Source organism: Buttiauxella cochleicola (assembly GCF_021283185.1).
Classification (GTDB): Bacteria; Pseudomonadota; Gammaproteobacteria; order Enterobacterales; family Enterobacteriaceae; genus Buttiauxella; species Buttiauxella massiliensis.
Genome location: NZ_JAJSOS010000004.1, coordinates 300,569 through 323,006, shown reverse-complemented (window position 1 = coordinate 323,006; position 22,438 = coordinate 300,569). Strand labels below are relative to the sequence as shown.

Genomic DNA, 22,438 nt, shown 5'->3' with positions numbered 1-22,438 from the left:
GAATGAATTAATCGCGTATGGCGTTGCTGTTAGCCGCCAAAACAAAAAGCCCTTATCTCACGATAAGGGCTTTTTTTATGATGCTGACCCGTCAGGCAAATATCGTCATCAAATAAGCGGCAAACAGCGCAAGGTGCGCGGTGCCGTTGAGGACATTTGTACGCCCGGTCGAGAATGAAATCTGACACAACACGAGCGACGTCAACATCACGACTAACTCAGGCATTCCTAAACCAAAGGTCAGATCGTTGCCCGTCAGCATAGCAATCAGCGTCACGGCCGGAACCGTCAGTGAAATCGTTGCCAGCACGGAGCCGAAGAACAGGTTCATTGCGCGCTGAACCTGGTTATTCAATACCGCTCTCAACGCCCCTAAACCTTCCGGCGAGAGAATTAGCAAAGCGATCAGGAATCCCGTGAACTGCGCTGGCGCATTCAGAGTGCTCAGCAATGACTCGAGCGGCATAGCATTCATCTTGGTGACGGCAATTACTGCAATCAGATGCACGATCAACCAAATAGCATGCCAGGTGCTGCTGTGTGCCGATGGTTTACCATGATGCGGGTCATCATCGTCAGCCTCGTCTTCATGCTCGTAAACAAACAGGCTCTGATGTGTTTTGGTCTGAATCAGTAAGAACACGCCATACATTGCAGCGGAAATGGCCGCAGCCATTAATGCCTGCCCGGTACTAAAGTTACCTTCTGGCAATGCAGTTGGAAGCACTAGCACAATGACGGCTAGTGGGAACAAAGCAATTAAGTACTGTTTGATGCCAAACAGATTCATATATTGCGTCGCGAATTTGTTTCCGCCCAGCAGAAGTGAGAAACCGACCAGACCCCCCGTCACAATCATAATTATGGAGTACAACGTGTCACGCATCAGTGTTGGCGCGGCATCGCCGGTCGCCATCAATGCAGAAATGAGACTAACTTCGAGAATAACTACCGAAAGACTAAGAATGAGAGAACCATAAGGTTCACCTAAACGATGCGCAAGCACGTCAGCATGACGAACCACGCTAAAAGCACTACTTAAGATGCCCACCAGGGCCAGAATGTTGATCCCTATCACCGCCGGTAAAGACTGGCTTCCTCCCCACATCACCAGAACGACCAGCGCTAATACCGGGAAAATGAGCGAACTCTCCTTATGACGGGTTTTCACCGCCTCATGTTGTGTTTTGGTCAAAATGCATCTCCATCTGTGCAGGCATTAAGCTATTTATTGATTATAGTCGGACATTATATCCCCGTTAAAATAGCAAAGAACGGGCGTTTTCTGAGAAAATTTACTCAGTTTTACCGCTTAGATAACAATAGTATTTCTGATGAGTGAAAATGGCTGTTTACTCATATTAAGCAATACAAAACATAAGGATGTGTTTGTCATAAATACAATTATTGATTTTAACTGGCAGGATTGGTCCTCGTGTTTCACACTTTAAGTTTCCCTGATTCTGGATAACGTGATGCCTTATAAAACCCGAAGTGACCTCCCGGAAAGCGTGCAAAATGTCCTTCCCGCGCATGCTCAGGATATTTACAAAGAGGCCTTTAACAGCGCGTGGGATGAGTACAAAGATAAAGAAGACCGGCGGGATGATGCCAGTCGTGAAGAAACTGCCCATAAAGTTGCGTGGGCGGCTGTGAAACATAGTTACCAAAAGGGTGATGATGATAAATGGCATAAGAAAAACTAAACCTTACATAATGTATTGATATTCATCTTCAAACTTCTCAGCACACTCCAGTATGGCAAGTTAATATGACATTTTTGTTGTTTTGTGATCGTCATCAAACTTGCCAGCGTCCCGCTAATTGCTTATGTTCACAGATATGTTGCTTTATAAATAACCTTCATAATTCGATTCACAGGTAAGCGAGAGCGCCAACACCCCTGTGGATTGAAGAATGAGGGTTATAAAAAAGTCAAAAGCCCGGAAGGCGCATCTGACGTATTAACACGGAAGTATGCAGTGGCGGAGGTGTATGGTGTTAACGCGTGATTTCTTAATTAAAGCAGATTGTAAGACAGCTTTTGGTTCCATAGAGGAATCGCTGTTGTGGACCCCTGAGCAGCGCTCGGCATCACTCGCCGCGACGCTCGCTTGCCGTCCCGATAGCAGTCCCGTATGGATTTTTGGCTATGGTTCTCTGATGTGGAACCCTGCATTTGAATATGAAGATTCAGCGGCAGGTACACTTGTTGGCTGGCATCGTGCCTTTTGTCTGCGTTTAACGGCAGGGCGCGGCACTGCATGCCAGCCTGGTCGCATGCTCGCCCTAAAAGAAGGCGGGCGCACTACAGGGCTTGCTTACCGCTTGCCAGAAGCCATTCTTGAAGACGAACTGACGCTGGTGTGGAAGCGTGAGATGATCACCGGCTGTTATTTGCCTACCTGGTGCAAACTCGAGCTGGATGATGGTCGCGTGGTGAATGCGCTGGTGTTTATTATGGACCCGCGTCATCCACTCTATGAAGCTGACACACGTGCTGACATTATCGCGCCGCTGATTGCCGCCGCCAGTGGCCCATTGGGCACCAACGCACAGTATCTGTTCTCACTTGAACAAGAACTGATAAAGCGGGGCATGCACGATGATTGTCTTGATGAACTAGTGAATAAAGTCAGAGATTGGTTACAACCGAAAGGTGAGGATGGGGAGTTTCAGCCTGGCTTTGCCTGACCATTTCTAAGCCTCATCCTGCAAAAAAGTAGCCCTCAAAAAGAGGGCCGGGATGAGGTTTTTATGCGGCTACATAACTGATTGAGTGCTCAAGAGATTTACTGTGGCTATCAATCAACACTTTCCACGTCCCGCTGTAAGGTACCGTCAAATAAGCAGACTGCTTATCTTCCACACTCAGAATATCGGCCTGTGGTTTACCCGCAGAACTGGTGTCGCTCATCAAATGAATATGGCTTTTGTTTGAACAGTGAACCACCACGGTGTCACCGCCAAAAAGATGCAAACTGGCTTTCACTACTGGCATTTTTATACTCCGCTATCACATCAAAGTTAGACATCCATGCGCCGGGTTATCCTTGCAATCAGTGACGCTGCTCACAAATTACACTTCATGCATAACACCAGACCCCAGCTTCACAAATGCTGACTTTGATCAAAAAATGCCATAACGATTAAACAAAAATGCAGATGCACCTGAAACCATTCAGCTGACGGTTTTTTATACGGAGAATTAGCGTCAGGTCATCATTAAATTTGGTTTCAGCCCAGAGCTATAAGCTCGTTTATTAGAACGTTAAAACCTTATCGGCGCTCAGTGTCCACTCCGCCAGTTCAACCAGCGTGCCAATCTCAACGCCATCCACCAACGGCAAAGCAGTGATGCCGCGCCCGTCGGTGCAGGTCTTACACAATTTCACCGGCACATTCTGCGCGGTTAAAATCTCCAACATTTGCTGGATGTTATAGCCCTCGGCGGGCTTCTGGCCGCGCAGGCCAGCCGTCACCGCGTCAGACATCAAAAACATTTTCACTTCCGGCTGCGGCTGCTGGTCGCATAGCGCAATAGCCAGGCGCAGGCTGTTAAACAGCGATTCACTGCCGTATGCCGCCCCGTTGGCAATAATCACAATCTTTTGCATTTTTTCTCCTTAGCACCCGACGGCACGACTTTTGCTTCTCTACATTATCCGTTGCCGCTCAGGAGTATTTTATGAAGGCCACCGCCCATGATTTTTTACTGGCCGCCCGAAACCGTGGGCGCGAGCAATTGCAGGATATTCTGCAAATCGGTGAACTCACCGGCTGCATCGCCAGGCTCGCTCACATGCTACAACGCGAGCGCGGGGCTTCCAACATTTGGCTGTGTTCCCGGGGCAGGTTGTTTGCCGCCGAACGCGAGCTTTGCATTCAGGAAGTGGATACCGAATTAGGCCTTTTTCGCCGGGCAATCGCCGAACCGGATTACCTGCCAGGAAGCGCGTTGTTTGTCAGCCTCGCATGCGCGCTGCATTACTTTGAGCAACTGCCCGCGCTGCGAACGCAGATTACCGTCCAACAGATTCAGCCGCTCAATGCGATGGAGCAGTTCAACATCACGCTGCGCCATCTACTGAGTATTGTTCCTGAAACCAGCAACGTGGTTGATGACAGTGGTGTGGCGCGAGCGCTGGCGGCGTTATTCAGCTTTATGCAGGGTAAAGAACTGGCGGGGCAGGAGCGGGCGATTGGCGCGCTCGGTTTCATGCAGGGGGAATTTAGCGACACCTTGCGCCAGCAACTGGTCGATAGAATTGACAGCCAGCAGCACTGTTTTGACGCCTTTTGCAGCATGGTCGATTTGCCACTGCGCCAGCAATTTCTGGCCTGCGGTGAACCTTGCCGCGAAACCGAACGGCTCCGGCGCATCGCCTGCACCCGGCTGCAAGCTGCAGATGAACCGCAGCGCGCCTTGCGCTGGTTTGCGCTATTAACCACGCGAATCGACGCCCTGAAAAACGTGGAAGATGCGCTTATCAACGCCGTCATGCTCCAGGCGCAGCAGGCGCTCGGGCAGGTTTTGCAGCAAACAGAACCGGTGGAAAGCGACATCGCCAGTTGGGTCGCCGGGCACGGTGGCTACGATGGGGAACGCTATTTTGACCGCCATCTTTTGCCGCTGGTGCGCCAGCAGGCACAGCAGCTTGAAACCATGGCGCAACAGTTAGCCTCGCTTCAGGCAACACTTGAGGAACGCAAAGTTATCGACCAGGCCAAAGCGTTGCTCATTCGCCATCAAGGTTACAGCGAAGAACAGGCGTGGCAAACCCTGCGGAAAATGGCGATGAACCAGAACAAACGCATGGTGGATGTGGCGAGCGCGATGGTTTCCGTGGCAGACATCTGGCGGCTACCCACTAAGGAGTAGGTGCACAAACAGTGGGCGTAAACTGCCTTTCCGTAGTGCAAAACCCTTCATCTTTCACGTTGCAGATGCGTTGGCTTCACTCACTCACCTCAGTCACTTACTTTAGTAAGCTCCTGAGGATTCGTAAGTTCGCCGCCTTCCTGCACCACGAAATCTAAAGGGTTTAAAGGGGTGATCTTGAATCTGGCACGCGAGTTGCAACACTCATTATGAAAATTACTTTGACCTGAATCGCGCCAATGGCGGTGTGGTTCCGGTTGGACAAAGGCGTCCTTCAATGTGCTGACCCACATTGTTGGGCGCTTTTTTTTACCTTTCTATCAGGAAGAAGCCGATGAGCCACAAAACCATAACCCTCTCGCGCCGCCGATTTTTACAGGCGGGTGCGGCATTAGGCGGTGCGTATTTGCTGCCAGGCATGATGAATTCCGCGTGGGCGGCGGGGAGCGACAAACCTGAACAAACCGTGGTCAAAGTCGGGTTTATCCCGCTTACCGACTGCGCTTCGGTCGTCATGGCGGCGGTCAAAGGCTTCGACAAGAAATACGGCATCTCCATCGTGCCGAGCAAAGAGGCGAGCTGGGCCGCGGTGCGCGACAAAATGGTTTCCGGTGAACTCGATGCCGCCCATGTTTTATACGGCCTGGTCTACGGCCTGGAAATGGGTATCGCCGGAAAACAAGAGCCAATGGCCAACCTGATGACGCTCAACAACAACGGCCAGGCGATTTCCCTCTCGAGCGATTTGGCGAAGCAAGGCGTCACCGACGGGCAAAGCCTGAAGAAGCTAGTCGCCAGCAAAGAGCCGGGCAGTTTTACCTTCGCCCATACCTTCCCGACCGGCACTCACGCGATGTGGCTTTATTACTGGCTGGCGCAGGCGGGAATCAACCCGTTTACCGACGTGCGCACTGTGGTGGTTCCGCCGCCGCAAATGGTGATGAACATGCGCATCGGCAATATGCAGGGTTTCTGCGTGGGCGAACCGTGGAACCAACGCGCCATTAGCGACGGCATCGGTTTTACCGCCGCAACCTCGCAATCCATCTGGCCAGATCACCCGGAGAAAATCCTCGGCACGCGCAGCGCCTGGGTTGAACAAAACCCGAACACCGCACGCGCTTTAGTGGCGGCCATTCTTGAGGCGTCGCGCTGGATTGATACCAGCGACGAAAACCGCCGCGAAACCGCCAATGTGCTCGCCGGACGTGCGTACCTCAACACCAAAGCCGACTTCCTGACCGGGCGCATGCTCGGGCAATACGACAACGGCATCGGCAAAAAATGGCAGGACGACCACGCCATGCGCTTCTTCCGCGACGGCGAAGTCACCTTCCCGTGGCTTTCCGACGGCATGTGGTTCCTGACCCAGCACCGCCGCTGGGGCCTGCTCGAAGCCGACCCCGATTACCTCGCCGTCGCCAAACGCATCAACCGTATCGACATCTATCAGCAAGCCGCCACCGCCGTGGGCAACGTTTCCGTGCCAGCCAGCCCAATGCGCACCAGCACGCTGATGGATGGAAGCACCTGGAACGGCAGCGACCCTGCCGCCTACGCCGCAAGTTTCGCCATTCATAAACGTTAAGGGGAATGAGATGAATCAGCCTGCACACCAACCGCCCGCCGCCGCGCTTAGCGCCACGGTTGGGGAAGTGATTACCCTGCCGCCCGTCACCGTTCGCCGCCGCACGCCGCAGTGGCGCAAGTTTTGCCTGGGCTTTTTCCAGCGCCTGGTGCCCGCCGTTCTTGGGATGGGATTGTTAGTCATCGCCTGGCAAATCGCGGCGCTCAACAGCAAAGGTTTCCCGACGCCGCTCAGCACGCTGCAATCGGCGATAACGCTGTTTTCCGACCCGTTCTACAACGCCGGGCCGAACGACCAGGGCATCGGCTGGAATATATTGGCCTCGCTCCAGCGCGTGGCGGTGGGCTTTGGCCTCGCCGCAATTGTCGGCATTCCGGCGGGCTTCCTGATTGGCCGCTTCACCTTTTTAGCCCGCATGTTCAACCCGATCATCTCGCTGTTGCGCCCCGTCAGCCCGCTCGCCTGGCTGCCGATTGGCCTGCTTTTATTCCAGAAGGCAGAACCGGCATCGAGCTGGACGATTTTTATCTGCTCCATCTGGCCGATGGTGATTAACACCGCCGAAGGCGTGAAACGTATCCCGGACGATTACCTCAACGTGGCGCGCGTGCTGAAGCTTTCCGAATGGACGGTGATGCGCAAGATCTTATTCCCGGCGGTTCTGCCTGCGGTTCTGACCGGCGTGCGCTTGTCCATCGGCATCGCGTGGCTGGTGATTGTCGCTGCCGAAATGCTCACCGGCGGCCTGGGGATTGGCTTCTGGATCTGGAACGAATGGAACAACCTTAACGTCGAAAACATTCTTATCGCGATTGTGATTATCGGCGTCGTCGGGCTGCTGCTTGAACAGGCTTTGATGCTGCTGGCGCGTCGCTTTAGCTGGGAGAAATAATTATGAAGAAAATTATTCAGGTTCAAAATGTTAGCCAGCGTTTTTCCACCGCCAGCGGCGAATTTCTGGCGCTGAGCAACGTCAGCTTTGATATCGCCGAAGGGGAAACCATCAGCCTGATCGGTCACTCAGGATGCGGCAAATCCACGCTGCTGAATCTGATTGCTGGGATCACCTTGCCCTCCGAAGGCGGCCTGCTGTGCGATAACCGCGAAATCGCCGGGCCAGGGCCGGAACGCGCCGTGGTGTTTCAAAACCACTCGCTGCTGCCGTGGATGACCTGTTTTGAAAACGTCGCGCTGGCAGTGGATCAGGTGTTTCGCCACACCATGAACCGCGCCGAGCGCCGCGAATGGATTATTCACAACCTTGAGCGCGTGCAAATGGGCCACGCCATTAATAAGCGCCCCAATGAAATCTCCGGCGGCATGAAACAGCGCGTCGGCATCGCCCGTGCGCTGGCAATGAAACCCAAAGTCTTACTGATGGACGAACCTTTCGGCGCGCTCGATGCCCTGACTCGCGCCCATTTGCAGGACGCCGTGATGCACATCCAGCAAGAGTTGCACACCACCATCGTGCTGATCACCCATGACGTCGACGAAGCGGTGCTGCTTTCCGACCGCGTGCTGATGATGACCAACGGCCCGGCGGCGACGGTAGGCGAAACGCTGAACGTTGACTTACCGCAACCGCGCAACCGCGTGGAACTCGCCGAAGACAGCCGCTATCACCATCTGCGCCAGCAGGTGCTGCGCTTCCTCTACGAAAAGCAGCCGAAGGCCGCCTGAGGAGCTACTCATGACGCGACGTCTGATTGTGATCGGCAACGGCATGGCGGCCATCCGCCTGGTGGAGCAAATTGTGGCCCGAGCGGCGGGGCGTTTCGCCATTACCATTTTTGGTGAAGAACCCGCGCTCAGCTACAACCGCATTTTGCTCTCGCCGGTGCTGGCGGGGGAAAAGCCCGCGCTGGCGACGCAGTTGCACGATGCCGCCTGGTACGTTTCCCACGGCATTGAACTGCTGACGGGCGAAGCGGTGCGGGAAGTGGACACCCAGCGCCAGACGGTGAGCACGGATATTCGCACTCTCGACTATGACGAACTGGTTTTCGCCACCGGTTCACGCCCGTTTATCCCGCCGATTGACGGGCATCAGTTGCCGCATGTCCACGGATTCCGCACCCTCGCGGACGTCGACGCGATTCTGGGCGGCGAGGGAAACGCCGTGGTGCTCGGCGGCGGTTTACTGGGCGTGGAAGCGGCGGCGGCACTTTGCGCCCGCGGTATTCCCGTTACGTTAATCCACCGCCAGTCGTGGCTAATGGACATTCAGCTTAACCAGCAGGCAGGTTTGCTGCTTGAGGAACATCTCGCAACACGGGGCATTCGTTGCCAGCTTAATTGCGGCATTGAGCGCATTTCTGAAACCAGCGTGACGTTGAGCAACGGCGACGTTTTACCCGCAGGAAGGGTCATTATCGCCACAGGCGTAAAACCCAATATCGCGCTTGCGCAACAGACCGGAATGGTTTGCCAGCGCGGTATCACCGTTGATGCCCAATTGCGCAGTTCAACGCTTCGTGTAAGCGCGTTAGGTGAATGCTGTGAAATCGACGGGCAAACCTGGGGGCTGGTGGCACCGTGTTTACAACAGGCCGACGTTTTAGCCGCGCGTTTATGCGGCGAGCCAACGGCAGATTTTCAATATCAGGACTGCGGCACGCGCCTCAAAGTCAGCGGCATCCCGCTATTTTCCGCAGGCGACCTTCGCGAACAGCCCGACACGCGCATCCTTACCGCTTTCGATCCTCTTTCAAAAAACTATCGCTGCCTGCATATGCGCGGCGACAGGCTGGTGGGTGCATTGCTGCTGGGCGATATCACGCCCGCTAATTCGCTTACCGACATCTTACTCAGCGCGGCACCCGTTACGCCTGCCGCGCTGTTTGACGAATACCACTCTGATGAGCAGCCGCTGGCTGCCGGAAATGACGACATGACAAAAGCAACGCTGGTAGTAATCGGTCACGGCATGGTCGGGCACCACTTTCTGGAACAGTGCGTGGCGCAGCAACTGCACCACAGCTATCACATTGTGGTGTTTGGTGAAGAGCGCCATCCGGCGTATGACCGCGTGCATCTTTCGGAATATTTTGCCGGACGCAGCGCCGAATCGCTTTCGATGGTGCAGGGCGATTTCTTTGTTGAGAACGGCATTGAGCTGCGCTGTAACAGCAAAATCGTGGAGATCGACCGCCAGCAGCGCGTGGTTCGCGACGGCGAAGGGCGCGAAACTTACTTCGACAAACTAGTGCTGGCGACCGGCTCGTACCCGTTTGTGCCGCCAGTTCCCGGTAACGATCTGCCCGGCTGCTTTGTTTATCGCACGCTCGACGATCTGGATGCGATTGCCGAACGCGCCCGCAGCGCCAGACGCGGCGTGGTGATTGGCGGTGGTTTATTGGGGCTGGAAGCGGCGAATGCGCTCAAACAGCTTGGCCTCGAAACGCATGTGGTGGAATTCGCTCCCAACTTAATGGCGGTGCAACTCGATAATGACGGGGCTGCGATGCTGCGCGCAAAGATCGGCGAAATCGGCGTCCGGGTTCATACCAGTAAATCGACCACCGCCATTACCGACGTGAACGGTTTGCAGCTTAATTTCGCCGATGGCGAAACGCTGACGACCGATCTTATCGTCTTTTCCGCCGGTATTCGTCCGCAAGACGCGCTGGCAAAAACCAGCGAACTGATGTTGGGCGAACGCGGCGGGATTGTGATTAACGACCATTGCCAAACCAGCGACAGCGCGATTTACGCCATCGGCGAATGCGCTTTATGGGAAGGGAAAATCTTTGGCCTGGTGGCACCGGGTTATCAAATGGCACGGGTCGCGGCGGCAACGCTTGCGGGCGTTGAATCGGCATTCCTCGGCGCGGATATGAGCACCAAACTGAAACTGCTCGGCGTGGAAGTGGCCTCGTTTGGCGATGCCCACGGGCGCACGCCCGGCTGCCAGAGCTACCAATGGACCAACGGGCCGCAGCAAATCTACAAAAAGATCGTCGTGTCAGCCGATAACAAAACCCTGCTCGGCGGCGTGCTGGTGGGTGACAGCAGTGAATATGCGACGCTGCTGCAAATGATGCTCAACGGCATGGCGCTGCCCGCGCAGCCGGAAAGCCTGATTTTGCCCGCGTCGGCGGGCGGTGCGCCAAAAGGGCTTGGCGTGGCGGCATTACCGGAAACCGCGCAGATTTGCTCGTGCCATAACGTCAGCAAAGCGGATATTTGCGCGGCGGTGAGCAACGGCGCGGGCGACATGGGCGCGGTTAAAGCCTGCACCAAAGCAGCGACGGGCTGCGGCGGTTGTTCGGCGCTGGTGAAACAGGTAATGGAATTCCAGCTACAAGAGCAGGGCGTGGAGGTGAAAAAGGACATTTGCGAACACTTCGCGTACTCGCGCCAGGAAATCTACCACCTGGTGCGCGTCAACCATATCCGCAGTTTTGAACAGTTGATTAGCCGCTACGGGCATGGCAACGGGTGTGAAATCTGCAAGCCGCTGGCGGCTTCTATTCTCGCGTCATGCTGGAATGAATATTTGTTGAAACCCGCGCACTTACCGTTGCAGGACACCAACGATCGCTACTTCGCCAACATCCAGAAAGACGGCACTTACTCGATTGTGCCGCGCGTTCCCGCAGGCGAAATCACCCCGGACGGTTTAATCGCCATCGGCCAGGTGGCAAAACGCTACCAACTGTACAGCAAAATCACCGGCGGCCAGCGCATCGACCTGTTTGGCGCGCGTCTTGAGGAATTGCCTGCGATTTGGGAAGAGCTGGTAGCGGCAGGCTTTGAAACCGGTCACGCCTACGGCAAGTCGCTGCGCACCGTAAAATCCTGCGTCGGTTCCACATGGTGCCGTTACGGCGTGCAGGATTCGACGGGGCTGGCGATTGAGCTGGAGAACCGCTACAAGGGGCTGCGCTCGCCGCACAAAATCAAAATGGCGGTGTCCGGCTGCACCCGCGAATGTGCCGAAGCGCAAAGCAAAGACATCGGCGTGATTGCCACCGACAAAGGCTGGAACCTGTACGTGTGCGGCAACGGCGGCATGAAACCGCGCCATGCAGATTTGTTCGCCAGCGATCTCGACAGGGAAACGCTGATCCGCACCATCGACTGCCTGCTGATGCTTTACATCCGTACCGCCGACCGTTTGCAGCGCACCAGCACCTGGATGGACAACCTCGAAGGCGGCATCGAATACCTGCGCGAAGTGATCCTTAACGACAGCCTCGGCCTCAACGACGAGCTGGAAAAAGAGATGGTCAGCGTGGTCGATACCTTCCAGTGCGAATGGCAAACCACGCTCAACAGCCCGGATCGCCTCGCGCTGTTCCGCTCCTATGTTAACAGCGAACAACCGGATGAAGCGGTGCAGCGCCAGACACTGCGCGGGCAGTTACAGCCGGTCAGCGAAGTGGTGCATCTGCCAGCCGCCGCACCGGTCAAACCGTGGCAGGCGGTGTGCAACGTCAGCGAAATCCCCGCGCAGGCGGGAATCGGCGCGCGTCTTGGCGATCAGCAAATTGCGCTATTCCGCTTTGGCGATGCGATTTATGCCCTTGATAACCTTGAACCGGGCAGCGATGCCAACGTGCTTTCGCGCGGGATTGTCGGCGATGCGGGCGGCGAGCCGATTGTCATTTCACCACTGTATAAACATCGCATTCGCCTGCGCGACGGGCGCACCCAGGATGGCGAACAGGCGGTTCGTGCCTGGCCGGTGAAAGTGGAACAGGGCACCGTGTGGGTGGGAAGCCAGGCGCTGATTATGCGTGCGGAGGCATCATGACAAACTTTGTGCGCTCAACATGCCCTTACTGCGGCGTCGGCTGTGGCGTGAAGGCGCAGCAAACGGAAAACGGCTTGCAGATTAGCGGCGACGAACAGCATCCGGCAAACTTTGGGCGCTTGTGCGTAAAAGGCGCGGCACTCGGCGAAACGCTCGGGCTGGAAGGTCGCTTGTTGTACCCGGAAATCAACGGCGAGCGCGTGGAATGGGAAGCCGCACTGGATGAAACCGCCCGTCGTCTGCAAGGGATTATTGACGAATTCGGCCCCAAAGCGGTGGCGTTCTACGCCTCCGGCCAGCTGCTGACCGAAGATTATTACGCCGCCAATAAGCTGATGAAAGGGTTTATCGGCGCGGGGAATATCGACACCAACTCGCGGCTGTGTATGTCTTCGGCGGTGGTGGGGTACAAGCGGGCGTTTGGCGCGGATTTTGTGCCGTGCAGCTATGAGGATCTCGAACAAACCGATTTGGTGGTGCTGGTGGGTTCCAACGCTGCATGGGCGCATCCGGTGTTATATCAGCGCCTGGTCAAGGCTAAACAGCAGCACCCGAATATGAAAGTGGTGGTGATTGACCCGCGCCGCACGGCGACCTGTGACATTGCCGATATGCACCTGGCGCTTCGCCCAGGAAGCGACGCCGCTTTGTTTGTTGGTTTGCTGAATGTTTTGCCGCCGACTGAGCCAAACGTTTTTGACGGTCAACCGACTGCGCTGGAAATAGCTGCCAATTGGACACTGGAAAAAACCGCCGACTTTTGCCAGCTGGAAAACGCGGATGTGCAAACTTTCTGGCAATGGTTTGCGCAGGCCGACCGCGCCATGACGCTCTACACCATGGGTATCAACCAGTCGTCGAGCGGCAGCGACAAATGCAACGCGATTATCAATGTCCATCTGGCGAGCGGCAAAATTGGTCGCGACGGCTGCGGCCCCTTTTCGCTGACCGGGCAGCCAAATGCCATGGGCGGTCGCGAAGTCGGCGGGCTTGCCAATCAGCTCGCCTGCCACATGAATTTTGAACCTGCGGATATTGCCTGCCTGGGGCGGTTCTGGGGCAGCGAACGCATTGCCGAAATGCCGGGATTAATGGCTGTCGAACTGTTTGAGGCGATAGGGCGCGGCGAGGTCAAAGCCGTGTGGATTATGGGAACCAATCCGCTGGTTTCGCTGCCGGATAGCTCCTGTGTGGCGCAGGCGCTGGCGAACTGCCCGCTGGTGATTGTCTCGGATGTGGTGCGCGAAACGGACACTTCGCGCTTCGCTACCGTCAAATTCCCGGCGCTGGCGTGGGGCGAGAAAAACGGCACCGTCACTAATTCCGAGCGGCGTATTTCCCGCCAGCGTGCGTTTTTACCCGCACCCGGCGAGGCGCGTGCCGACTGGTGGATTATTTCTCAAATTGCTCAGCGTCTGGGATATGGCGAAGCGTTTAGCTGGCAGCATCCGCAGGAGATCTTTTGCGAACATGCTGCACTTTCCGGTTATGAAAATAACGGCACGCGTGCGTTTGATATCAGCGCTCTGGCGACGTTAAGCCGTGAGCAATATGACGCGCTGGAACCGGTGCGCTGGCCGGTCGCTGCACAAGTGCATTCTTCGTTTAAAAGCTGGCGGCCGAACGGAAAATTCCAGTTGCTGCCGGTTGAACCGGCATTACCCCAGGCAAACGCCGATCGCTATTATCCGCTGATCCTCAATAGCGGGCGCATTCGCGACCAATGGCACACCATGACGCGCACAGGCTCGGTGTCGCGCCTGATGCAGCACATCAATATGCCGTTTCTTGAAATTCACCCGACGGATGCGAAACGTTACGGTGTCACTCATAATGATCTGGTCAGAACCGCCTCGCGCTTTGGCGGGATTGTGGCGAAAGTGCTGGTGAGCGAAAACCAGTTGCCGGGGAACGTGTTTGCACCGATGCACTGGAACCAGCAGTTTGCCCGCAAAGGGCAGATTAACGGCCTGGTGGAAAGTATCTGCGATCCTCATTCCGGGCAGCCAGAAAGCAAGCAAACCGCAGTGCGTATTCAGCGCTGGCAGCCCGCCTGGTGCGGGGAGGTTTTTGCTCGCGAAAACATCACTTTTGCCGACGATATTCAATGGTGGAAGCAGGCGACATCTGGCTTGCAGCACTTCCTTTGCGCCGCAGACGGTAACGCCCAGGCATGGATTGAAACCCTTGACGCCGGGCGCGGATGGCAGTTGCAAACCGCCAGCGGGGATGGGCAGTTTTATCATGTACTGGCCTGGCAAAACGGGGAGTTACAGCTGGCGTTTTACAGCGCCAACGTCTGGCCGAATATCAGCTCAGCTGCGGTCGTTGCGGCTTTTGAACAGGCACCGGAAACGGCCGCTGAACGTCATCGCTTATTAGCTGGAAAAACTGCCGGAGCCGCTATGGATGCGGGTGCCACGGTGTGTAGCTGTTTTGGCGTCGGGGAGAAAACGATTATTGCCGCAATCGCAGGCGGCTGCCAGTCAGTCGCGCAACTGGGTGTAAAACTGCGCTGTGGCACCAACTGTGGCTCTTGTATTCCAGAGCTGAAAGCATTGTTGAAATAACACCCGGAGTAATCTGTGTTTACGAGTTTGGGAATGAATTGCTGTTGTGTGATGTTATAATTTCCAGATGTTTAGAAAAGCCGTTCCATTTTTCACTTTGTCATACGCACTCCTCAGCGCAGGAGGGGCTGCCAGTACCCACCAGACCTTTATCGAAAAAGCCGCCGATCCTTTTGACCAGTCCACCGAACAATTACCGGATTTGGGTATTGCCCCAGAAACTGACGCCGCCGCGCGTGAAATTGCCGCGATGGCTAAGAAATTTGGCGAAGCGAGTATGGTCGATGACGGGCTGGATGCGGGCGACCAGGCTCGCACGCTCGCGTTCACTCAGCTACGCGATGTGCTGACCAACAAAGTGACCAGCGAAGCGGAATCGCTGTTGTCGCCGCTGGGCAAAGCCAACATTAATTTGCTGGTCGACGAACACGGGAACTGGAACGGCAGCAGCGCCTCGGTGTTTACGCCCTGGGAGGATAACAACCGTTATCTGACCTGGAGCCAGGTGGGTTTTACGCAGAAAGACGACGGCACGATTGGCAATATCGGTGCCGGGCAGCGTTGGGTGGCGGGCGACTGGCTGCTGGGCTACAACGCGTTTTATGACAATCAGCTTGCCACTCAATTGCAGCGCGCCGGATTCGGTACCGAAGCGTGGGGCGAGTATTTACGCCTTTCCGCGAATTATTACCAGCCGTTAGCCAGCTGGCAGGAAGGTGATAGCGAAACGCTGGAACAACGCCTGGCACGAGGTTATGACATTACGGCACAGGCGTGGCTACCGTTTTATCGCCATATCAATACCAGCCTGAGTTTTGAGAAATACTACGGCAACAGCGTGGATTTGTTTGACAGCGGCACCGGTTATCGCAATCCGGTTGCGGTAACAATGGGGCTGAGCTACACGCCGATCCCGCTGCTGACGCTCACCGCGCAGCATAAGCAGGGGGAAAGCGGCGTTTCGCAGGATAATCTTGGCCTGAAGCTGAATTACCGTTTTGGCGTTCCGGTGGCAAAACAGCTTTCTGCCGCCGAAGTGGCGACCAGCAGTTCGCTGCGTGGCAGCCGTTATGACAACGTAGAACGTGATTCGCTTCCAGTAATGGAATATCGCCAGCGTAAAACGTTATCGGTATTTTTGGCGACGCCACCATGGGAATTGCACGCGGGTGAAACCGTGGCACTTAAGTTGCAAATCCGCGCCAGCCATAAGATTCGCAATATTACCTGGCAGGGCGATACCCAGGAGTTAAGCCTGACGCCGCCTGCGGATAACCGCGACACCAACGGCTGGAGCATGATCATGCCGATGTGGAACGAAAACGGCCCGAATGAATATCGTCTTTCGGTGGTGATCGAGGATGATAAAGGCCAGAAGGTGACATCTAACTGGATTACGCTGAAACTGGCGGAGCCGCTGGTGGTCAGCCCCGTGGACGATCCGCGTTATGAGCTGTTGCCGCAGTAGCGGAGCAATGTCGGATGACGCTGGCGCGTCATCCACCGCATTTACCGTTTAAACCTTAAAATATCCGATCCTGATGCACCCAAACTGCCGCTTCGACGCGGGATTTCAGCTTCATCTTTTTAAGCAGATGCTTCACGTGGACTTTCACCGTGCTTTCGGTGATATCCAGACGGCGGGCAATCATCTTATTAGGCAAACCCTGGGCAATCAGTTTCAGGATATCGCGTTCGCGCGGTGTTAACAGATTCACATCACGGTCTGAGGTGGCGCGGTTGGCACGCAGGCTTGCGGCCAGTACTGGCGTTAACGCTTCGCTTAGTACCATCTCGCCAGCGGCGGCTTGTTGCAGCGCTTTGAGCAAATCTTCCGGCTCCATATCTTTTAACAAATAGCCGTCTGCGCCACGCTTGAGAGCGGTCACCACATCTTCTTCGTGATTCGAGACGCTAAACACCACGATGCGGCCCGAGAGCGGTTTCTCGCGCAGGCAGTCGAGCGTTTCTAACCCGTTCATCCCCGGCATATTCAAATCCAACAGGATCAAATCAGGGTCAAGCTCTTCGGCAAGCAGCACTCCTTGCTCACCATTGCCTGCCTCACCAACAACTGCAAGTTCAGGAGCCATACTGATGAGCTGTTTAACGCCAGTACGCAGCATGGGATGATCGTCGATAAGCAGTATGGTTGAAGCTTCCGGGTTACTCATGATTTGCTCCTGTGGCTATTTCGGGGATAAAACTGACGATGACCTGGGTACCACCACCCGGGCGCGCTTGCACCTGGCAATCACCTTTCAGGCTTTGCGCACGGTCTCGCATAATGATAAGTCCGTAGTGGTTGCGGCGCTCGCCGTTGTCGGCAATGCCATGACCGTTATCCCATATGGTTAATGTAATTTGCTTGTCGTGATAGAAAACACTGACTCCACATGAAGTGGCACAGGCGTGTTTCAGGCTGTTATTAAGTGCTTCTCGAGTGATTTGCACCAGATGAATTGCCTGATGCGACGGCACCAGACGTGGTGGTACTTGATAATCAAGACTCACCTGGAAACCCAATTTCTCACTAAATTCTCGGCAGCTTGCTTCTAGTGCCGGACGCAGTCCTGGCTCAGTTAGTTGCAGGCGGAACGTGGTCAGTAATTCTCTGAGTTGTCGCCACGAGGTATTGAGTTCGCTACGCATTTGACCGAGCAGAGTCTGCACCTGCTCAGGCAATGTAGCCCCTTGCATTTGCAGACAACTCACCTGCATTTTCAGGCAAGAGAGCGATTGAGCAATGGAGTCGTGCAGCTCGCGGGCGATAGCGGAACGTTCTTCCATCACCACCAACTGCTGCTGATGTTCATATTGCCGCTCTAACGCAAGTGTCGCCGTCAGCTGTTCCATCAGTGTCAGAATTAACTGTTGCTGATCGTGTGTCAGGCTGCGGCCAGTGGGCAATTGAGCCAACATCAGACCGTACTGGATATGGTTGTCGGTTAAACGCCATTTTTGTGCGGTGGTTTCGCAAGGTTGCAGGATTGGTTCGCGCGGGCAAAGGTTACAGCCGCTGGCTTCACAGCTGCTGTCCGGCTGGTAGGTATATTCTTCGTAATTCTCTTCGTCTTCATATTCATACACGCGTAGCTCAATATTACGCAGCGGAGTTAAATGCTGTAACTCGCTGAGAACCGGCGACAGGCGCTGGCACAACGGAGCCTGAGAGTGCAGGCGGCGGTTGGCCTGATAAAGGAAAGAAAGGATCTGGTTTTTTTGCTCAAGCCCGGCGGTTTTCTCGAGCACGCGCTGTTCGAGGCTGGCGTAACTTTCAGCCAGTTCGGCGGACATGCTGTTCAGCGCGATGCCCAGCGTCGCCATTTCATTGCGGCCACGCACATTCACGCGGTGAGTGAAGTCTCGCTGCCCAATGGCCTGAGCCATCGTCAATAATTTCTGCCACGGGCGCAACAGGCGCTTGCGTAACCAGATGACGGTAAAAATAATCAGCAAGCCCATTAAGGCTGCCATCCCCATCTGGAGCTGGATAATGCGGTGCAGGCGCATTTCGGTGGTGTGATCAAAAGTGGTGACCAGTTGATCGATTTGCCCGACAAATCCGGCGACATGCGGCTTAACTTGTTCTGCACTTTGTGCCTTGCGCAGAGCGGGTTCTAACTCTTCACGCCAGTAGTGTTGCAGTGCAGCTAATTTTGCTTCCTGCCCGTCTTGCTGTGCCGCCTCTTGTAAATCGGAACTCCAGGTGGTTTGCTCCATCTCATCTAACAGAACGTTGTCTTTCTCGGTTAGCGGAATGGCTGCCAGCAGGCGATAACTTTGCATACGCATCGACCCGGCTTTATTGATAGCGTGCGCGTTTCCCTGAATACCTTGTGCCAGCCAGCCAGCAAGACTCATTCCCGCGACACCCAACAGTGCCAACAACAGCACAATCAGCGCTAGTTGGTTGAACAAAGTGAGGGGAGAAAGCAGGCGTTTTAGCATTGACAGGTATACTCCGGGGTAAAGGAAATCTATTGCGGGTATTCTCAGACATCCCCCGGAGTATACCCATACCCCTTAAGGATTACCCACTAATTGCCGGAAGTAGCATAACGCGGTGTAAGGTGACTAACACCTGCGTTCAGGTTTGTGAAAAGCCACACTATTTATGTTTTTTACGTTTACCCATAAAGAATGACAGTTGTTTTTTAGCCGTCTGTAAGATGGTTTATCCCTTGATTCACATCAATTTTTATTCCCCATTAGCACCTAAGGTGGCGGCAATTACTCTCACTTTTTTTGAGGTGTTTATGTCTCAGTCACCGGATCACAGCCCAAAAACGGGATCGCTCATTACCGAATGGCGACCTGAAGACCCAGCATTTTGGCAAAGCAAAGGCCATGGCATTGCCAGCCGAAACTTATGGATTTCCGTTCCTTGTTTACTGCTGGCATTCTGCGTGTGGATGCTCTTCAGTGCCATTGCGGTAAACCTGAATAAAGTGGGGTTTAGCTTCACTACCGATCAACTCTTTATGTTGACCGCACTGCCATCTGTTTCTGGCGCATTGTTGCGTGTGCCTTACTCCTTTATGGTGCCAGTCTTCGGTGGCCGCCGCTGGACGGCATTCAGCACCGGGATTCTGATCATCCCTTGTGTGTGGTTGGGTTTTGCGGTGCAAAACCCTGCAACACCTTTTAGTGTGTTTATCATCATTGCATTGCTGTGTGGTTTTGCGGGCGCAAACTTTGCTTCCAGTATGGCGAACATCAGCTTTTTCTTCCCGAAGGCGAAGCAGGGTGGTGCGCTGGGTATCAACGGTGGCTTGGGTAACCTCGGTGTGAGTGTTATGCAGTTGGTTGCGCCACTGGTGATTTCACTTTCCATGTTTGCCGTGTTTGGTGGCATAGGTGTTGAGCAGGCTGACGGGACTATGCTGTTCCTGGAAAATGCGGCATGGGTATGGGTGCCACTGTTGGCAATCTTTACTATTGCAGCCTGGTTTGGAATGAACGACCTCGCCACCTCAAAAGCTTCTTTAAAAGAGCAGTTGCCGGTTCTCAAACGTGCACACCTGTGGATTATGGGCGTGCTGTATCTGGCAACCTTCGGCTCGTTTATCGGTTTTTCCGCCGGTTTTGCGATGCTGGCGAAAACCCAGTTCCCTGACATCAATATTTTGCACTTCGCCTTCTTCGGCCCGCTGTTTGGTGCGTTGGCACGTTCTGCAGGTGGCGCGATTTCTGACCGCTTTGGCGGCACCCGTGTTTCGCTGTTGAACTTCATCTTTATGGCGATTTTCAGTGCATTGCTGTTTACCACGCTGCCGCACAATGGCGTTGGCGGTAACTTTATTGCCTTCTTCGGCGTGTTCCTGATGCTGTTCCTGACCGCCGGTCTGGGGAGTGGTTCTACCTTCCAGATGATCTCCGTGATCTTCCGTAAGTTGACGATGGACCGCGTGAAAGCGCAAGGTGGAACAGAAGAGCGCGCGCTGCGTGAAGCGGCAACTGACACCGCTGCGGCGCTGGGCTTTATCTCTGCCATTGGCGCGATTGGCGGGTTCTTTATTCCGAAAGCGTTCGGTACTTCGCTGGCGCTGACCGGTTCTCCGGCAGGTGCGATGAAAGTTTTCCTGGTGTTTTATATTGTGTGCGTGGTGATTACCTGGGTCGTGTATGGCCGTAAATCTTCACGCTGATGACAACCGATTGACCTTTTGGTTATCCCTTGCGCGACTTCGGTCGCGCTTTTTTTTGCCTGAAATTCCTCCTCGATCCGGCTTTATTCTGCGAGAAACCTCACATTTAGAATAACTACCCGCCCGGGCACCATTGTCACATTCGCTGGTGAAGAGTACCGTGACGACAAATCTGGTTTAAACCAAATGGATTAAAGCATGAAAAACCATTCCACTGTTGAAGCAGCAAAAGAGATGCTCAACAACTGGCTGAACAAAGGCGTTGTCCAGCCTGGCAGTAAGTTACCTTCCGAGCGTGAACTGGAAGAATTACTGGGCATTAAACGCATGACGCTGCGCCAGGCGCTGCTGTTTCTCGAAGGGGAAGAGAAGATCTTCCGTAAGGATCGTCGTGGCTGGTTTGTTGCCTTGCCATGTTTCAAGTACACGCCAAATACTTCCACCAGTTTTAAACAGGCGGCTCTGGAACAAGGGCGTTTGCCGTCCTGGGGCTTTCTGGAAAAAGAACGGGTTTACACAGCGGAACCTGAAATCCTCGCGCAGTTGAATGTGAAAGAGGGCGATGAAATCTACAAGATTTGCGGCTGGGGAGCGCTTGATAACCATAAAGTTTTCTACCACGAAACCTTTATCAACGCGCAGTTCGCTCCTGGTTTTATCGACAAATTAGGTGAGCGTTCTTTTGTCGAAGTGTGGCGAGAAGATTTTGGCAAAAGCTCGCACACGCAGCATTTAGCGTTTAAACCTACGCGGCTCTCGGCGGGGGCGTGCAAAGGCATGGGCGGCACACCGGGCACACCGTCTATTCGCGTTGAAAAATACCGTGCCGACGAATCCGGGCACGTCATTCAGGTTGATATCGAATATTGGCGTTTTGAATCTGTAGAGTTTTATATCGATTTTTAGGAGTTTCCATGAACCACATCCAGGCTAAAAAAATTGTCGAGCGCGCTGCCAATTTGCCGCTTTATCTGCATGCCTACGCGTTTCATTTAAATATGCGTATGGAGAAGATCCTGCCGGAAGATTTGCTGGATATCGCCAGCCAACAGCGGCTGAAAGGGGTGAAAATTCACGTCGTGGATGGTGAGAGCCAATCGTTAAGGCATGCCAGCGATGAGCGGCTTGAAAGTTTTGCAGAAAAATCGCGCCAGTTGGGGTTGGATGTTCACATCGAAACCAGCGCCTCGGATGCCCAAACCATTGATGAAGCAGTGAACATTGCGCTGAAATCCGGGGCGACTTCGGTGCGCTTTTATCCGCGCTATGAAGGGACACTTTCTGAGGTGATGGAAATCATTGCCCAGGATATTCAATACATTAAAGCGAAATACCAACATAGCGGCCTGACATTTACCCTCGAGCAACACGAAGATCTGCAAAGCCATGAATTGGTACGACTGGTTCAACAGGCCGACTTCCCTCAGCTTTCGCTGCTGTTTGATTTTGCCAATATGATTAACGCTAACGAAGAGCCACTTGAAGCGTTGGCAGTCATGGGAAATGAAGTCACCCAGGTCCATATTAAAGATGCGTTAATAACTCACGAAGGTGAAGGGCGCGGGCATACGGCGTGTATTTCCGGGCAGGGTGAATTACCGTTTAAAGAGTTACTGCTGCAATTAATTTGTTTAGGTGAAGATAAACCGCAGGTCACGGCATTTGGTCTGGAAGAAGAAGTGGATTATTACGCCCCGGCATTTCGCTTCACCAATGAAGATAAAAATCCGTGGATTCCATTACGGCAGATGAGTGAAACCCCGTTGCCAACCTCCGGACTGGAAGAAAGACTGAATAAAGAAATTGACGATGCCATGAATCAAATATTGCATGTGCGTAATATTCTTTCTGAGCTTAACAAAGATGCCATGGCTATTTTTCAGAAATAAATAATCCGAATCGTTTAATTCCGGCGCTTTGCTTTTCGTGAAGTGACTGTACTCTCAAATAATAATTAATTCCGCTAATTCAGGGGTGGGGTGTCTT

17 protein-coding genes are annotated in these 22,438 nt (G+C 54.2%); 12 read left to right on the top strand and 5 right to left on the bottom strand.

Going from position 1 to position 22,438, the window contains the following annotated elements:
• Positions 1-91 precede the first annotated feature (91 nt).
• Positions 92-1,195 (bottom strand): sodium-potassium/proton antiporter ChaA, encoded by a 1,104-nt coding sequence (gene chaA, locus LVQ76_RS08625; RefSeq protein ID WP_232864398.1) that lies wholly within the window; start codon positions 1,193-1,195, stop codon positions 92-94.
• A 280-nt stretch (positions 1,196-1,475) separates the two neighbouring features.
• Between chaA and chaB the strand changes: the two genes are divergently transcribed.
• Positions 1,476-1,706, top strand: a complete 231-nt coding sequence (gene chaB / locus LVQ76_RS08620) for a putative cation transport regulator ChaB (protein ID WP_232864399.1) — start codon at positions 1,476-1,478, stop codon at positions 1,704-1,706.
• A 292-nt stretch (positions 1,707-1,998) separates the two neighbouring features.
• Positions 1,999-2,694: a gamma-glutamylcyclotransferase gene (locus tag LVQ76_RS08615; RefSeq protein WP_232903937.1), complete on the top strand. Its 696-nt coding sequence runs from the start codon at positions 1,999-2,001 to the stop codon at positions 2,692-2,694.
• A 61-nt stretch (positions 2,695-2,755) separates the two neighbouring features.
• On the opposite strand, the gene LVQ76_RS08610 is transcribed toward LVQ76_RS08615, so the two are convergent.
• Together LVQ76_RS08610 and LVQ76_RS08605 are read right to left on the bottom strand one after the other, a co-directional pair.
• On the bottom strand, positions 2,756-3,001 hold the full coding sequence (locus tag LVQ76_RS08610; RefSeq protein ID WP_154150083.1) for a DUF1883 domain-containing protein: 246 nt from the start codon (positions 2,999-3,001) through the stop codon (positions 2,756-2,758).
• 262 nt (positions 3,002-3,263) lie between these two features.
• Positions 3,264-3,617 (bottom strand): DsrE/DsrF/TusD sulfur relay family protein, encoded by a 354-nt coding sequence (locus LVQ76_RS08605; protein WP_232864401.1) that lies wholly within the window; start codon positions 3,615-3,617, stop codon positions 3,264-3,266.
• Between the two features lie 71 nt (positions 3,618-3,688).
• On the opposite strand from LVQ76_RS08605, the gene LVQ76_RS08600 reads away from it, so the two are divergent.
• From LVQ76_RS08600 to LVQ76_RS08570, 7 genes are all read left to right on the top strand, one after another.
• A complete protein-coding gene (locus tag LVQ76_RS08600; RefSeq protein ID WP_232921419.1) occupies positions 3,689-4,882 on the top strand; it encodes a nitrate- and nitrite sensing domain-containing protein in 1,194 nt (397 codons plus the stop codon).
• 334 nt (positions 4,883-5,216) lie between these two features.
• Positions 5,217-6,470 carry a CmpA/NrtA family ABC transporter substrate-binding protein gene (locus tag LVQ76_RS08595; RefSeq protein ID WP_232921418.1) on the top strand — a complete coding sequence of 418 codons (1,254 nt, stop codon included), beginning with the start codon at positions 5,217-5,219 and terminating at the stop codon, positions 6,468-6,470.
• Positions 6,471-6,480: 10 nt separating this feature from the next.
• Complete coding sequence (gene ntrB, locus LVQ76_RS08590) at positions 6,481-7,362, top strand: nitrate ABC transporter permease (protein ID WP_232864515.1); 882 nt, start codon at positions 6,481-6,483, stop codon at positions 7,360-7,362.
• A 2-nt stretch (positions 7,363-7,364) separates the two neighbouring features.
• Entirely contained in the window at positions 7,365-8,153 is a 789-nt protein-coding gene (locus LVQ76_RS08585) for an ABC transporter ATP-binding protein (protein WP_232921417.1), read from the top strand.
• 10 nt (positions 8,154-8,163) lie between these two features.
• On the top strand, positions 8,164-12,231 hold the full coding sequence (gene nirB / locus LVQ76_RS08580) for a nitrite reductase large subunit NirB (protein ID WP_232921416.1): 4,068 nt from the start codon (positions 8,164-8,166) through the stop codon (positions 12,229-12,231).
• On the top strand, positions 12,228-14,801 hold the full coding sequence (locus LVQ76_RS08575) for a nitrate reductase (RefSeq protein ID WP_232921415.1): 2,574 nt from the start codon (positions 12,228-12,230) through the stop codon (positions 14,799-14,801). Before nirB ends, LVQ76_RS08575 begins: the two co-directional genes overlap by 4 nt.
• A 67-nt stretch (positions 14,802-14,868) precedes the next feature.
• Positions 14,869-16,269: a YchO/YchP family invasin gene (locus LVQ76_RS08570; protein ID WP_232921414.1), complete on the top strand. Its 1,401-nt coding sequence runs from the start codon at positions 14,869-14,871 to the stop codon at positions 16,267-16,269.
• 55 nt (positions 16,270-16,324) lie between these two features.
• Here the strand turns inward: LVQ76_RS08570 and narL are convergent, their stop codons facing one another.
• A complete protein-coding gene (gene narL / locus LVQ76_RS08565) occupies positions 16,325-16,975 on the bottom strand; it encodes a two-component system response regulator NarL (protein ID WP_064518454.1) in 651 nt (216 codons plus the stop codon).
• Positions 16,968-18,752 (bottom strand): nitrate/nitrite two-component system sensor histidine kinase NarX, encoded by a 1,785-nt coding sequence (narX, locus tag LVQ76_RS08560; protein ID WP_232921413.1) that lies wholly within the window; start codon positions 18,750-18,752, stop codon positions 16,968-16,970. Before narX ends, narL begins: the two co-directional genes overlap by 8 nt.
• A 308-nt stretch (positions 18,753-19,060) precedes the next feature.
• Here narX and LVQ76_RS08555 point away from each other — a divergent pair, with 308 nt between their 5' ends.
• From LVQ76_RS08555 to LVQ76_RS08545, 3 genes are all read left to right on the top strand, one after another.
• Positions 19,061-20,452, top strand: coding sequence for a NarK family nitrate/nitrite MFS transporter (locus tag LVQ76_RS08555; protein WP_232903715.1), 1,392 nt, complete (start codon positions 19,061-19,063; stop codon positions 20,450-20,452).
• 198 nt (positions 20,453-20,650) lie between these two features.
• Positions 20,651-21,358, top strand: coding sequence for a GntR family transcriptional regulator (locus tag LVQ76_RS08550; RefSeq protein ID WP_232864410.1), 708 nt, complete (start codon positions 20,651-20,653; stop codon positions 21,356-21,358).
• 8 nt (positions 21,359-21,366) lie between these two features.
• A complete protein-coding gene (locus LVQ76_RS08545) occupies positions 21,367-22,341 on the top strand; it encodes a sugar phosphate isomerase/epimerase family protein (protein ID WP_232864411.1) in 975 nt (324 codons plus the stop codon).
• The last annotated feature ends 97 nt before the right edge of the window (positions 22,342-22,438 follow it).

Coding starts and splice junctions, on each gene's coding strand:
- LVQ76_RS08595 (WP_232921418.1), top strand. CDS start 5,217: ATGAGCCACAAAACCATAACCCTCTCGCGCCGCCGATTTTTACAGGCG.
- nirB (WP_232921416.1), top strand. CDS start 8,164: ATGACGCGACGTCTGATTGTGATCGGCAACGGCATGGCGGCCATCCGC.
- chaB (WP_232864399.1), top strand. CDS start 1,476: ATGCCTTATAAAACCCGAAGTGACCTCCCGGAAAGCGTGCAAAATGTC.
- LVQ76_RS08570 (WP_232921414.1), top strand. CDS start 14,869: ATGTTTAGAAAAGCCGTTCCATTTTTCACTTTGTCATACGCACTCCTC.
- ntrB (WP_232864515.1), top strand. CDS start 6,481: ATGAATCAGCCTGCACACCAACCGCCCGCCGCCGCGCTTAGCGCCACG.
- LVQ76_RS08555 (WP_232903715.1), top strand. CDS start 19,061: ATGTCTCAGTCACCGGATCACAGCCCAAAAACGGGATCGCTCATTACC.
- narX (WP_232921413.1), bottom strand. CDS start 18,752: ATGCTAAAACGCCTGCTTTCTCCCCTCACTTTGTTCAACCAACTAGCG.
- LVQ76_RS08575 (WP_232921415.1), top strand. CDS start 12,228: ATGACAAACTTTGTGCGCTCAACATGCCCTTACTGCGGCGTCGGCTGT.
- LVQ76_RS08585 (WP_232921417.1), top strand. CDS start 7,365: ATGAAGAAAATTATTCAGGTTCAAAATGTTAGCCAGCGTTTTTCCACC.
- LVQ76_RS08550 (WP_232864410.1), top strand. CDS start 20,651: ATGAAAAACCATTCCACTGTTGAAGCAGCAAAAGAGATGCTCAACAAC.
- LVQ76_RS08600 (WP_232921419.1), top strand. CDS start 3,689: ATGAAGGCCACCGCCCATGATTTTTTACTGGCCGCCCGAAACCGTGGG.
- narL (WP_064518454.1), bottom strand. CDS start 16,975: ATGAGTAACCCGGAAGCTTCAACCATACTGCTTATCGACGATCATCCC.
- LVQ76_RS08545 (WP_232864411.1), top strand. CDS start 21,367: ATGAACCACATCCAGGCTAAAAAAATTGTCGAGCGCGCTGCCAATTTG.
- LVQ76_RS08610 (WP_154150083.1), bottom strand. CDS start 3,001: ATGCCAGTAGTGAAAGCCAGTTTGCATCTTTTTGGCGGTGACACCGTG.
- LVQ76_RS08605 (WP_232864401.1), bottom strand. CDS start 3,617: ATGCAAAAGATTGTGATTATTGCCAACGGGGCGGCATACGGCAGTGAA.